The following is a 13423-nucleotide window of genomic DNA, read 5'->3' as shown; positions in this document are numbered from 1 at the left end:
TAGCTTTCAAAGATACTACATTTTTTCAACATCAAAAAATATATTAAGTAATTTTAAACAAGCGTCACTCCGATATTAATTGTTTCGTCTTCTAAGGACTATTGCATCCGTGTGAATAGGAATAGTCAAACCGGTTAAAATCAAACCAATGCCATAGAGCTTTCACAAAGTGCCGCTTTTGCGTTCCCAAAGTGCCGCTTTTGCAGTGTAAAAGCGGCACTTTCGTATCCTAAAAGTGCCACTTTTGCAATATCGGTTGAGATTGTCGTCAACCTATAAAACTGAAGTTTCTCATGTAAAAAAATAGTTTGCTCTAATTGTTTGGATGGAAAAGGAGGTATTGTATATTTATGAGTATGTATAAAAAAGACAACAAGCGCTCTGTAACGAGTTTGTGCGCTTGTTGTCTTTCAAAAAAAATGGTCTCGGCTTTTTCTGCCCTGAGTTCCCCTTGTCTAATAGCTTCTGGCAATGATCACTCGGCACTTGGCAGGCTTGCCGCTCACCATGTCTACGCCCGGTGTCTGTTCATAGGCGAATGGTACGCAGCGTATCGTGGCCTGTGTATCTTCTTTTATCTTTGCCTCAGTCTCGGCAGTTCCGTCCCAGTGGCAGAGGAAGAAGCCACCGTTCTTGACCTTTTCCTTGAACTCTTCGTAGTTGTTACACTCGTACACGTGGTCGTCGCGGAACTTGCGTGCTTTCTCGAAGATGTTTTCCTGGATGTCACCGAGCAGTTTCTCCACATATTCTACAATTCCGTCGAGCGATACAGTTTCTTTCTCGAGTGTATCGCGTCGCATCACTTCGAGTGTGTTGTTCTCGAGGTCGCGGCCTCCCATGACAAGGCGCACTGGTACGCCCTTGAGTTCGTAGTCGGCAAATTTGAATCCCGGTCGTTTGTTGTCCGCATCGTCATATTTAACGCTGATGCCTGCGGCACGCAGCCCTTCGACGATGGGAGTGAGACGCTCGGTGATGGCCTTGAGCTGATCGGCACCTTTGGTGATTGGTATGATTACCACTTGTATGGGGGCGAGTTTCGGAGGGAGCACAAGTCCGTTGTCATCGGAATGGGTCATGATGAGCGCACCGATGAGTCGTGTTGACACTCCCCATGATGTGGCCCATACGTATTCAGGACGGTTGTCTTTATTAAGATATGTGACATCGAAAGCCTTGGCGAAGTTTTGTCCGAGGAAGTGGCTCGTTCCGCTTTGCAGCGCCTTTCCGTCCTGCATCATGGCCTCGATGGTATAGGTGTCAAGTGCTCCGGCGAAACGTTCGGTCTCGCTCTTTACTCCCTGTAGCACTGGCACTGCCATCCATTTCTCGGCAAACTCGGCATATACGTGAAGCATCTTCTGTGCCTCGGCTTCGGCCTCTTCGCGTGTGGCGTGCGCGGTGTGTCCCTCCTGCCACAGAAACTCGCTTGTGCGCAGGAACGGACGTGTACGCATCTCCCAGCGCATCACGTTGCACCACTGGTTGCACATCAATGGCAGGTCGCGCCACGATTGTATCCAGTTCTTGTACGTGTTCCATATTATCGTTTCAGATGTAGGGCGGATAATGAGTTCCTCTTCAAGACGTGCTGCCGGATCCACTTCTACACCGCTTTTGTCATCCTTGGCGCGCAGTCGGTAATGTGTAACCACGGCACATTCCTTCGCAAATCCCTCTACATGTTCAGCCTCTTTCGAGAGGAACGACTTGGGTATGAGCAGGGGAAAATATGCATTCTGTACTCCTGTCTGCTTGAACATGTCGTCAAGCTGGCGTTGCATCTTTTCCCAAATGGCGTAACCATAAGGTTTTATTACCATACATCCTCTGACGGCAGACTGTTCTGCCAAGTCGGCCTTGACAACCAAGTCATTGTACCACTGACTGTAGTTGTCGGCTCTTTTTGTTAACTCTTTTAGTTCCTTTGCCATATTGTATTGCTTATTTTTCCAAAATTTGCCTGCAAAAATACAAAAAAAACTTGTAACCGATATGATATTTGAATAAATAGATTATCTTTGCATCACGAAAAAAAATGTTTAACTAAAAAATAAGTGACATGAAGAAAATCAAAGCATTGGCCTTGGCTCTCTGCCTCGGCATTATCATGGTAGGATGTAATAACACACAAAAGGGCGCTACAATAGGAACGGCTGGCGGTGCGGTTTTGGGCGCGATAATCGGTAAGATAGCCGGTAATGCCGGAGTGGGTGCTGCTATCGGCGGTGCTGTGGGTGCCGGAACGGGTGCCATCATCGGCAATCGTATGGACAAGGTGAAGAAGCAGGCCGAGGCCGTACAGAACGCTCAGGTGCAGCAGGTGACCGACGCTAACGGTCTGCAGGCCGTAAAGGTGACTTTCGACTCTGGTATCCTCTTCCCCACAAGCAGTTCGACGCTGCAGGCTTCGGCACAGAGTTCGCTTATACAGTTTGCTAATGTGCTCAAGCAGAACACTGACGCAGACGTGGCCATTCAGGGTTATACCGACAACGATCCCTGGAAGGGTTCTACAGCCGAACAGAGTGTGCAGAAGAATCTGAATCTGTCACAGCAGCGTGCACAGTCGGTATCTACATTCCTCATCGGTCAGGGTGTGTCCGGCACACAGATCAAGTCGGTGCAGGGATTCGGAGAGCAGAATCCCGTGGCTGACAACTCTACGGCTGCCGGTAAGGCCCAGAACCGCCGCGTTGAGATTTATCTCTATGCAAGCCAGGCAATGATAAACGCTGCCAACAACGGAACTCTCAAGTAAAGAGTGGGAATGACGTATATTCTGAAAAGAATACGCAGGACGATAAGATGGATGGTGGTAGCCTTTTTCGGCTCCACCATTCTTTCTGTTGTGGCCCTTCGTTTTTTGCCCGTATGGTTCACCCCGCTTATGTTCATACGTGTGGTACAACAGGTTGCCGACGGGCGCCAGGTTAGATTGTATCACCGGTGGATGCCAATAGATAAGATTTCACCGGATTTGCCGGTGGCAGTAATGGCAAGTGAGGACGGGCGATTTCTCGAACATCACGGTTTTGATTTTCAGGCTATAGAACATGCAGCCCGGCAGAACATTAAGAATGAAGGCAGACGCAGGCTCGGAGCCAGCACCATATCGCAGCAGACGGCCAAGAACGTGTTTCTTTGGCCTGGCCGTACATGGTTGAGGAAAGGACTGGAGGCTTACTTCACCGTACTGATAGAACTTATGTGGAGCAAGGAACGAATAATGGAGGTTTATCTCAACTCGATAGAGATGGGTGAAGGCATCTATGGTGCCGAGGCTGTGGCAGAGCATCATTTCGGATGCCATGCCGGTGAACTTACACGGAGCCAGTGTGCGCTGATAGCCGCTACCCTTCCTAATCCGCGCAGATACAGTTCGGCTGATCCGAGTGCCTATATGAGGAAGCGCCAGAAAAGAATTCTCCGTGAAATGAAGTATGTAAAGGGATGGAAAAAGGAGAATATTTACTGATTTTCATATCAACGAAGCAGAGGGAGCTGTATTAGTCAGTTCCCTTTTCTGTATAGAACTCAATTAACCGTGTCAGTGCCTGACGGCAAACGGGACAGAATTCCTGTACATCGTTTGTTCTCATGCGGCAGTTTTCCGAACCACGGAAAACGCCTTTCGACTGATATCCGCCGCCTTCGAAGAGTCCGGCTTTTTTTACGGAAATCAGATTTTCCCATTTATCCTTGAAGTTGTGCATGGTTGTAAGGTTGGGTTCCCATGGCTCTGTGTCGGCAAAATACATAGGATCGTCGTCGCCATATTCGTATTCGTCACCCAATCCGCCGAAACTGTGGCCGAATTCGTGTACCACTACAGGTTTGAAGTTGTCGCCGCCGGTATAAGACAGGTTGTAAGAGTTGTATATACCTCCGCCGCCATATTTTTTCGTGTTGACGAGAACAATGATATGTTCATATGGTGTGCCTGCCAGTAAATCGTGCAAGCGTTTGAGGCGGAGTGTGGTAAGGTAGCGGTCGGAATAGAATGTATCGAAATGTGAACCGAGTGCGGTGTTCTTCCACAGTCCGCCGGCAGGTTCGCTCGTCCCGCTGTCGTGTGACGGTGACATTACAGCTGTGATGTGGAAACGGTCTTTCATTGTCTTGAAAGGTTCGTGGGCAAACATTGCCTCGTCGGCCGTACGGACATCTTCAAGAAAGGCGTTCATTTCCTCATCGGTATATCCTTCGGCTATATAAGTTATGTGTATGCACCGTGTGGTGTCAGTAGCCTGTCGGAATGTGGTGTGTGGCGTGATATTTTTCTCTCCGGCATGCCTTATCAGGATGTCTTTCGGGTCGATGGTATGTGTCAGGACAGCAATGTTACGGTCGTGGCTGTCCTGTAGTTCAACGGTGATGCTGACAGTTTTTTTCGGATAAGGCACGAGGAATACGTTTTCAAAACTGCGGCTCGTGTGCTTAGCCTCGGATGTGGCCAGCCATTCCTGGAACAGGGTGGAGAATGAGTTACGGTAGATCACTGTTCCGTCGTTCAGGTCGCGGACCGTTATTCGGCCGTTGCCTTTTAATGGAAGTTCGGACAGCCGGTGTCTGCGCCCGTACCATCGTGGCATTGATATTGGACTATCAAGGTATATCGCCTGATGGGCAGAGTCGCCTGCGAAGATGTAGTCAAGCCGTAAAGTTCTGTCCTCGAAGTACTTGTCAAACTCCTGGGCTTGGACGGTGGTGGAGAATAATGTCAATGTAATGATTGCAAGTTTTTGAATTGTTGTTCTCATATTTCCTTTATTAGTATTTTAATGTAATCCCGTTGCCAGTCTTCAACATGTTCTGTGTTATCTCCGTATTTCAGAACGTCTATGTCCATGGGAATTATACCTTCGGACTTGCTGGCATCGGTGCTTCCGCATTCTATTTCGATGTTTTTCAGAATTTCACGGAGACATTCGCGTGTGGCAGAGCAATGACCGGATACAAGAATGTTGAGGAATTTCTCGTCAGTGGAATTTGTTCCGGATTTCATGCCTATTGGTTCCGTCCACATCTTGCGGCTGCATTTCATGTCGGTGATGATATTTCCGAGCCTGTTGAGAGCAAGCGAGATATTGGCATTTTGGCCGGTGTTTGTGCCAAGTGCCATTATGACTTTTTGTGGTGATTGTCTGCTTATTGTTGCCATTATAGTCTTTGGTTTAGTGGAGGATGCTGTGTTCAGGCTTTATTTAATAAGTTCTGTTTCTAAAAATGCGTCAAACTTGTCTTGGTATCCATTGAATACATTGATGTCTACATCCCCATGTATACCATTTGTCTTTCCATCGGGACACAACTGCCAATAGACGAGACGCACGTCGGGGCGGTATTCGCCGTAGCGTGCTATCCAGATGTTGTAGTCTCGCTTGATATCTGGGGCGTCGGCCAGATACTTGTTGACAAATGTCTGGTTGACATAGAGTATAGGCTTTACACCGGTATGTTGTTTTACGATGCGCATCCATGTTCTGATGGCATCTGCAAGTACGGCAGGACCGCCCATCTTCATTATCTGTCTGTTGCTTGGTTCCACATCGAGCACAGGCGGAAAGTCTCCTTTACGGAAAAAAGTGTTGCGTATGAAATAGCGTGCCTGGGAGGCAGCGTCCGACTTTACCGAATAGAAATGGTATGCTCCACAGTGCAGACCGTGACGACGTGCCTGGCGGTAGTCGTCGGCATAGTATTTGTTGCGTATGGATATTCCCTCTGTTGACTTTATGTAAACGAACGATACGGGATAGTCAACGTTGCCGCTGACACGTTTTTTGCTTATGTTGCCAAGATGAGTTATGCGCAGTTTATTCCAATGGATGGGATAATACTTTTTTCCTTTGCCGTGCTGATAGCGTGAAATGTCTATGCCGTAGATGCGCTCGGACGTGTAATGCATGCGTTCGCCACGGTACTTTCCGGTGTCCCATTCTCCGGCTCTCAGCCTGTCGGTACTTACTTCGAATCCGAAGCCATGACGGGTGTCTCTATACCAATGGCCTTCATAAAAGGTTCCGTCGGATGATGTATATTTGCCGTGTCCTGATGGAATGAGAAGTCTGTCAAACTGTCCGTAGTATGTGCCTATACTGTCAGTCCGTCGTCCTATGGTCATGGTGTCGGCATGCCATATACCGCATATTGTTCTTCCGCTACAATCTATTGATATACCGTTTCCGCTTCTTGTCGTTTTAAGCCATCTGCCGTCTTTCCATACACCTCCTCTGTATTCAATGAATACCGATGGCTTTGGTGTGATTGCACTGTCATTTCTTACAGTGCGGATGATGGCGAGTGAAGTATGGCCGGTAATTCGGCTCAACACAGAGTCGGTATGTTTCAACATCTTGTAATTTCCGGTAATGTTTTCTGCATGGGCGACTATCATGTCATATCCTTCATCGTGTACGTTGTGCACACCAAGGTAGTAATGTATCTCGTCTGTTATGGAGTCGAGTTCCGCTGTTTTCTGCCTTATTCTTTCTCTGCATTTCATTATAATGCGGTGAAGATTTTTCTCAGACATGTTGATCACATGACCTTGGCGGATGGAGTCGGGGGTGGTGGACAGATTGGTGAAGCAAGAGTCATTGCTGATACCGCTGAAATAAAGCAGTGGCCGTCCATCAGCAGTCAGTGTGTTGTATGAACTGTTTTCATTAGACGGAATGTAGTAGGGACTGGGTGGCTTTGACGTCACAATTGTGTATATTCCGATTCCGACGGCTGCAATAAGGAGTATGGACGCACAGCCTTTTCGGGCTGTTTTCTTCTTTATCATTATAAAGTCTTTCACATCAGAGAAACTTGAAATATTTAGTCGCTATATTTAAACTTACCACATTAAACAAAAAACACTGTAACTTTAAACTTTGTGAGTGTATTTCCCAATGTTTAATGTTACAGTTTTTATGTTGCAAATATTATTGTATTGCAGATGAAAGAATCGTATATTATCCGTTCATTGAGAGCAGAAACTCTTCATTGTTGCGTGTCTGTAGCAGTCTGTCACGCACAGTGTTCATAGCCTCCATAGGGTTCATCTCGCTTATGAACTTGCGTATGATCCACATGCGGTTGAGTGTTGTAGGGTCTTGTAACAGATCGTCGCGACGGGTACTTGATTGTACGAGGTTTACTGCGGGGAATATGCGCTTGTTGCTTAGCGAACGGTCGAGCTGAAGCTCCATGTTTCCCGTACCTTTGAATTCCTCGAATATCACTTCGTCCATCTTTGATCCTGTGTCGATGAGTGCAGTGGCAATGATGGTCAGGGAACCGCCGTTTTCTATGTTGCGTGCTGCTCCGAAGAAGCGTTTTGGTTTTTGTAGCGCGTTGGCGTCGACACCACCTGTGAGTACTTTGCCACTGGCAGGACTCACTGTGTTGTATGCACGTGCCAGACGTGTTATCGAATCGAGGAATATCACCACATCATGTCCGCATTCTACCATGCGCTTTGCCTTTTCAAGAACTATACCAGCTATTTTTACATGACGGTCAGCGGGTTCGTCAAACGTAGATGCTATAACTTCGGCATTGACCGTGCGGCTCATGTCGGTAACTTCTTCCGGACGTTCGTCTATGAGCAGCATCATGAGGTAGGCTTCGGGATGGTTGGCAGCGATGGCGTTTGCAATATCCTTCATGAGGATGGTTTTACCCGTTTTAGGCTGTGCCACTATTAATGCACGTTGTCCTTTTCCTATAGGGGAGAACAAGTCTACGATGCGCACGCTGGGATTGGTTGTGGTACGATCACCGCAGAGTTGAAACTTCTCTTCGGGGAACAATGGTGTGAGATGTTCGAAAGCTACTCGGTCGCGCACTTCCGATGGTTTTCTTCCGTTAATGGTGTTAATGTTGCTTAACGCAAAATATTTCTCGTTTTCGTGGGGCGGACGTACTGTACAGTCCACCACGTCACCGGTCTTGAGTCCGTATTTCTTTATTTGTACTGGTGATACGTAAATGTCGTCAGGTGAAGAGAGATAATTGTAATCGCTGGAACGCAGGAAACCGTAGCCGTCAGAAAGGACTTCGAGAACTCCATTGCCAGAGATTATGTCATTGAAGTCAAAGATCTGTTTGGGGCTTATGGGTATTGGTTGTGGTACATGCGAAAACTCCATCTCATGATGGTGTATGGTGGGACGGTCGAAAATGTCGAGTGTCGGTATGGCTCCCTGATCTTCTATAGGCAAATCGACAATAGTGATAAAGTCGGTTCCATCGCCGGGGTCTCCTTCCCAAATTCTAGTATCACTCATTTTCCTATTGTTGTCGTTGTTGTTGTAATTGTGTTGCGATATTTTCTCTTGCAGTTGTTCTATAAGTTCTTTTCCGTCAGGAAAAGCGTCTTGTTTTTCTACTGGAGCGAATTCGGCTTCGGGAACTATGTCTGAGATATCTTCTGTATTTTCGGTTGGTAGAACTTCTGATTCCTCAGGCTGTTCTGTTGCATTATCTGTGTTAGATAGGGGTAGTTCCGTTTCATAAACGGGCTTCGTTTTTGGTTTGCGTCCACGTTTGGCCGGTTCTTTAACTACTGTTACAGGGTCTTCTGCCGGCTGTTCGCTTTCAGGTATTTGTGGTAAGTCGTTTTCCTGCATTTGTGGCAATTCACCAAAAAGCGATGCCGGTTTTGTTTCGGCTATTTTCCCCTGTTTGTTTTTTAAATCAAAGTTTTCGCCTTCTTTACCATTAACAGTGTATACCTTATTGGTGTCTTTCTTTACAATTCTTGTTCTTTTTCTTTTAGGCGATATTGCAGCATTGGCAGCACTGTCCTCAGCTGCCTTATCTAATATTGCATATACCACACTTTCCAATTGATCTTCGGGAGAAACTTTCACTCCCAACTGTTCCGCGATTCCCATAAGTTCTGGGATATTCATGGATTCAAGTTCTTCTTTTGTATACATACTTCTTTTCTAAGTATATTGTGTTTTGGATTTCTGAATTTGTGATAAAAATGTTTCACGAATGGAAACGCTGTTTAGAAAATCTCTGCAAAGGTACTACTTATTTTTTAAACAGCCAAATAAAATAGGATAATAATCATCAACGGTCAGAGATGGATTATTTTTATTATGGTATTATTCGCTTTACTCATTTTTTTAAAGTAACTTTGCATATTCTTATTTCATTAAGTTACAGATGATTTCAGTAGAAGGACTAAAAGTAGAATTTGGAATAAAGCCTTTGTTTTGTGATGCAAATTTTGTCATCAACAGTCGTGACAGGATAGCTTTGGTTGGTAAGAACGGTGCGGGAAAGTCTACAATGTTGAAGATATTGTGTGGCATGCAGAAACCTACAGCTGGTGTGGTAGCAGTTCCCAATGATACAACGATAGGCTATTTGCCGCAGGTGATGCGTTTGCAGGATGATACAACCGTGCGTGAAGAGACAAAGAAGGCATTTGCGGGTAACATGCAGATGAAGGAACAATTGGATGATATGAATCGTCTGTTGGCGGAACGTACCGACTATGATAGTGATGAATATATGGAGTTGGTGCAGAAATTCACCCAGGAGCACGAGCGATATATGATGATGGGGGCTGAAAATTATGAAGCAGAGATAGAGCGTACACTCTGTGGACTTGGTTTTCTGCGTTCGGATTTTGACCGTCCTACTTGTGAGTTCAGTGGCGGGTGGCGTATGCGTATAGAGTTGGCAAAGATTCTGTTGCAGCGTCCTGATGTTCTGCTTCTTGACGAGCCTACCAATCATCTTGATATAGAGAGTATTCAGTGGTTGGAGCAGTTTTTGGCGCAGGCGCCTGGTGCAGTCGTCCTAGTGAGTCATGACCGTGCTTTTATAAATAATGTTACCAACCGCACACTTGAGATTTCGTGTGGCAAGGTTGTGGATTATCGTGTGAAGTATGATGAATATGTTGTGTTGCGGAATGAACGCCGCGAACAGCAGTTGAGAGCATATGAGAATCAGCAGAAGGAAATAGCTGATATGAAAGACTTCATAGAGAAGTTCAGATATAAACCAACTAAGGCTGTGCAGGTGCAGAGCCGTATTAAACAATTGGCCAAAATAGTACCAATAGAGATTGATGAGGTTGACACGTCGGCTCTAAGATTGAAGTTTGCTCCGTGTTTGCGAAGTGGTGATTACCCGGTGATATGCGATGATGTTCGAAAAGATTATGGCGTTCATACGGTTTTTGATCATGTGACGTTGACCATAAAACGTGGTGAAAAGGTGGCTTTTGTAGGAAAGAACGGTGAAGGCAAGTCTACACTTGTTAAATGTATCATGGGAGAGATAGCACATACAGGTACGCTTAAGATAGGTCATAATGTTCAGATAGGATATTTTGCACAGAATCAGGCACAGATGCTTGATGAGAATATTACTGTGTTTGAAACGATTGATAATGTAGCCAAAGGTGATATCCGTATGCGTATAAACGATATTCTTGGGGCTTTCATGTTCGGAGGAGAAGCTTCGGACAAGAAAGTTAAAGTGCTCAGCGGAGGGGAACGCAGTCGTTTGGCGATGATAAAACTGTTGTTGGAGCCGGTGAACTTGTTGATACTCGATGAACCGACAAACCATCTTGACATGCAATCTAAAGATGTTCTAAAAGAAGCTGTACGGGCTTTCGACGGTACGGCAATTGTGGTCAGTCATGACCGTGAGTTTCTTGACGGCTTGGTGACAAAGGTATATGAGTTTGGGGGAGGTTGCGTGAAAGAACATATCGGAGGTATATATGATTTCCTTCGCGAGCGTAAAATTAGCTCTCTCATTCAGTTGGAAAATACCAATTTCCCGGATTTGGCAAAGACAAATAAGGCTAAAGAATCTGTAATCTCACCGCTGAATGCATATAATGATAGTATATATTCAAAGCAGAAATCAAATTATGCCGAGCATAAGGAACAACAGAAAAAATTACGCAAGGCGGAAAAAGCTGTATCAGAGTCGGAAGCACGGATTGAACGTATGGAGAAAAGACTGAAAGAGCTTGATGATATATTGTGTATTCCAGAAAATGCATCAAACATGGACTATATATCAGAATACACAGTTACAAAGAAAAACCTTGATGAAGAGGTGGAGAAGTGGGAGAAATTTTCGGAAGAACTGGAATTGTTGAACAACTAATTAATATTAAAGCAATGAAAATTAACAGAATCATTCCTATTGTTGCCATAGCGTCAATGTCGGTGACGAGCATGGCACAGGGAGAACTAAAATCCGGTATAGAGTTGGCAAATCTTGATCGGAGTGTAAACCCGGCAGAGGATTTCTATGAATTTGCTTGTGGTGGATGGATGAAGAACAATCCGTTGCCGGCAGCAAATTCACGTTATGGTAGTTTTGACAAGCTTGCCGAGGATAACGACAAGAGAATCAATTCTATTCTTACAGATTTGAAAAACAATACGTATGAGTCCGGTACGACGGAAAGAAAACTTAGCGATCTTTATAAACTGGCGACTGATTCCGTGCGTCGCAATAGAGAGGGCGTTGCTCCGCTTATGCCGATTATCATGAAGTTGGAAAAAGCCAAAACGCTTGATGCGTTGTTTGATGTTCAGTTGGAAATGGCGGCTTATGGAGACAGTGAATTTTATGGAACGTATATTGGTGCTGATGAGAAGAATGCAACTTGCAATATTCTCAATGTCGTTCAGAGTGGCATCACATTGCGCCAGAAAGAGTATTATCTGGATACAGACTCGTCAACCGTCACAATACGTGAAGCTTATAAAAAGCATATAGTGAGAATGTTCAAACTGTTTGGTTTTAAAGAAAAGGTTGCAACGGCAAAAATGCAGAATGTTATGAAACTTGAGACCGAATTGGCAAAGGTATCCAAGTCTATGACTGAGCTGCGTGATCCTGAAGCTAATTATAATAAAATGAAACTTAGTGACTTCGAAGCACGTTATCCTAATTTGAAGTTGGTCAGAGTGATGAATGCTACGGGGCTTAAGGTTGAGCATATACAAGAACTTGTTGTAGGTCAGGTAGAATTTTTAGATGGAGTAAATAAGTTGATTGCTGGTCTTACTCCGGCCGAATACCGAGATTATATGGAGTGGGGGCAGATAACAAGCTATGCCAACTATCTTAGTGATGAAGTGGTATCGGCCAATTTTGATTTCTTCGGAAAGACAATGTCCGGACGTAAAGCTAATCATCCTCTTTGGAAACGTGCCACAGGTCAGGTGGAAAATATGATGGGACAGGCTTTGGGGAAGATTTACGTGGAGAAATATTTTCCGGTTTCTTCAAAAGAAAGAATGCAGAAATTAGTAAGAAATTTACAGACATCATTGGGAGAGCGCATAAAGCAACAGAATTGGATGGACGTTTCTACCAAAAAAAATGCGTTGGACAAATTGAATTCTTTTTATGTGAAAATAGGTTATCCGGACAAGTGGATAGATATGTCTGCATTGAAAATCGATTCCAAGAAATCGTATTTGGAGAATATTCTTGAGTGTAATAGGTTTTGGAACAAGTGGACTATTGATGAAAAGGCCGGTAAACCGGTAAATAAAGATGAGTGGCACATGTTTCCACAGACTGTAAATGCTTACTATAACCCGACAACAAACGAAATCTGTTTTCCTGCCGGTATATTACAGGTGCCTTTTTTCGATCCTACCGCAGACGATGCTTTCAACTATGGAGCCATAGGCGTGGTGATTGGACATGAAATGACTCATGGCTTTGATGATCAGGGACGTCATTATGATAAGGATGGAAATATGAGTGACTGGTGGACAGAATCTGACGGAAAGAACTTTACCGAGCGTGCGGATGAATATGCTGACTTTTTTTCAAATATAAAAGTTTTGCCCGATTTGAATGCCAACGGACGTTTTACTCTTGGTGAAAATCTTGCCGACCATGGAGGTTTGCAAGTTGCTTATTATGCTTTTAAGAATGCTACAAAAGATTCTCATCTGCCTGTCATAGACGGATTTACTCCAGAACAGCGTTTCTTCCTTGCTTATTCTGGGGTATGGGCTGGCAATATAACAGATGCCGAGATACGTAGCCGTACGAAGAGTGATCCGCACTCATTGGGCAAATGGCGCGTTAATGGTGCACTTCCTCATATCGATATGTGGTACGATGCTTTTGGCGTGAAAGAAGGTGACAAGATGTTTGTTCCAAAATCTAAACGTTTGTCTTTATGGTAATGCCGCTTTAAATAGTGATTTGAATGTTTGACACAGCCAACATACGAGGCTGTTTCAAAATATAGATATTGCAAAGTAGGGATTATTCTTATATTTGTCCGTCAGATAAATGTAAAAAATCAACATGTCACAAATGTACAGATATAAGAATATTTCCCTACAAGTTTAAAGAGTCGAATTTTGACACACCTTCATAATTAAGGGAAGTTGTTCGCAGTATT

At 44.7% G+C, this 13423-nt stretch carries 9 protein-coding genes; 4 read left to right on the top strand and 5 right to left on the bottom strand.

What is annotated here, in order from left to right; genetic code table 11:
* Positions 1-455: 455 nt before the first annotated feature.
* Positions 456-1937: a proline--tRNA ligase gene (gene proS / locus HPS55_RS07190; RefSeq protein ID WP_172175583.1), complete on the bottom strand. Its 1482-nt coding sequence runs from the start codon at positions 1935-1937 to the stop codon at positions 456-458.
* A gap of 128 nt (positions 1938-2065) precedes the next feature.
* Between proS and HPS55_RS07185 the strand changes: the two genes are divergently transcribed.
* Positions 2066-2764 (top strand): OmpA family protein, encoded by a 699-nt coding sequence (locus HPS55_RS07185; protein WP_172175585.1) that lies wholly within the window; start codon positions 2066-2068, stop codon positions 2762-2764.
* Between the two features lie 9 nt (positions 2765-2773).
* Complete coding sequence (gene mtgA / locus HPS55_RS07180) at positions 2774-3481, top strand: monofunctional biosynthetic peptidoglycan transglycosylase (RefSeq protein WP_172175587.1); 708 nt, start codon at positions 2774-2776, stop codon at positions 3479-3481.
* Positions 3482-3512: 31 nt separating this feature from the next.
* Here the strand turns inward: mtgA and HPS55_RS07175 are convergent, their stop codons facing one another.
* The 4 genes from HPS55_RS07175 to rho all read right to left on the bottom strand — a co-directional run bounded on the left by HPS55_RS07175 (position 3513) and on the right by rho (position 8939).
* Entirely contained in the window at positions 3513-4754 is a 1242-nt protein-coding gene (locus tag HPS55_RS07175; protein ID WP_410543861.1) for a M64 family metallopeptidase, read from the bottom strand.
* Between the two features lie 8 nt (positions 4755-4762).
* Complete coding sequence (locus tag HPS55_RS07170; protein ID WP_172324881.1) at positions 4763-5167, bottom strand: 2-amino-4-hydroxy-6-hydroxymethyldihydropteridine diphosphokinase; 405 nt, start codon at positions 5165-5167, stop codon at positions 4763-4765.
* A 39-nt stretch (positions 5168-5206) separates the two neighbouring features.
* Positions 5207-6796, bottom strand: coding sequence for a GH25 family lysozyme (locus HPS55_RS07165; protein WP_253945800.1), 1590 nt, complete (start codon positions 6794-6796; stop codon positions 5207-5209).
* A gap of 172 nt (positions 6797-6968) precedes the next feature.
* Positions 6969-8939: a transcription termination factor Rho gene (rho, locus tag HPS55_RS07160; protein ID WP_172175593.1), complete on the bottom strand. Its 1971-nt coding sequence runs from the start codon at positions 8937-8939 to the stop codon at positions 6969-6971.
* Positions 8940-9174: 235 nt separating this feature from the next.
* Between rho and HPS55_RS07155 the strand changes: the two genes are divergently transcribed.
* Positions 9175-11148 carry an ABC-F family ATP-binding cassette domain-containing protein gene (locus HPS55_RS07155; RefSeq protein WP_172175595.1) on the top strand — a complete coding sequence of 658 codons (1974 nt, stop codon included), beginning with the start codon at positions 9175-9177 and terminating at the stop codon, positions 11146-11148.
* Between the two features lie 14 nt (positions 11149-11162).
* A complete protein-coding gene (locus tag HPS55_RS07150; protein ID WP_172175597.1) occupies positions 11163-13202 on the top strand; it encodes a M13 family metallopeptidase in 2040 nt (679 codons plus the stop codon).
* Positions 13203-13423: the final 221 nt, after the last annotated feature.

This window comes from Xylanibacter rodentium (assembly GCF_013166575.1).
Lineage (GTDB): Bacteria > Bacteroidota > Bacteroidia > Bacteroidales > Bacteroidaceae > Prevotella > Prevotella rodentium.
The sequence above is the reverse complement of the archived record's forward strand: the minus strand, read 5'-3'. Positions and strand labels throughout refer to the sequence as shown.

Coding starts and splice junctions, on each gene's coding strand:
- HPS55_RS07155 (WP_172175595.1), top strand. CDS start 9,175: ATGATTTCAGTAGAAGGACTAAAAGTAGAATTTGGAATAAAGCCTTTG.
- HPS55_RS07150 (WP_172175597.1), top strand. CDS start 11,163: ATGAAAATTAACAGAATCATTCCTATTGTTGCCATAGCGTCAATGTCG.
- HPS55_RS07165 (WP_253945800.1), bottom strand. CDS start 6,796: ATGATAAAGAAGAAAACAGCCCGAAAAGGCTGTGCGTCCATACTCCTT.
- proS (WP_172175583.1), bottom strand. CDS start 1,937: ATGGCAAAGGAACTAAAAGAGTTAACAAAAAGAGCCGACAACTACAGT.
- HPS55_RS07185 (WP_172175585.1), top strand. CDS start 2,066: ATGAAGAAAATCAAAGCATTGGCCTTGGCTCTCTGCCTCGGCATTATC.
- mtgA (WP_172175587.1), top strand. CDS start 2,774: ATGACGTATATTCTGAAAAGAATACGCAGGACGATAAGATGGATGGTG.
- rho (WP_172175593.1), bottom strand. CDS start 8,939: ATGTATACAAAAGAAGAACTTGAATCCATGAATATCCCAGAACTTATG.
- HPS55_RS07170 (WP_172324881.1), bottom strand. CDS start 5,167: ATGGCAACAATAAGCAGACAATCACCACAAAAAGTCATAATGGCACTT.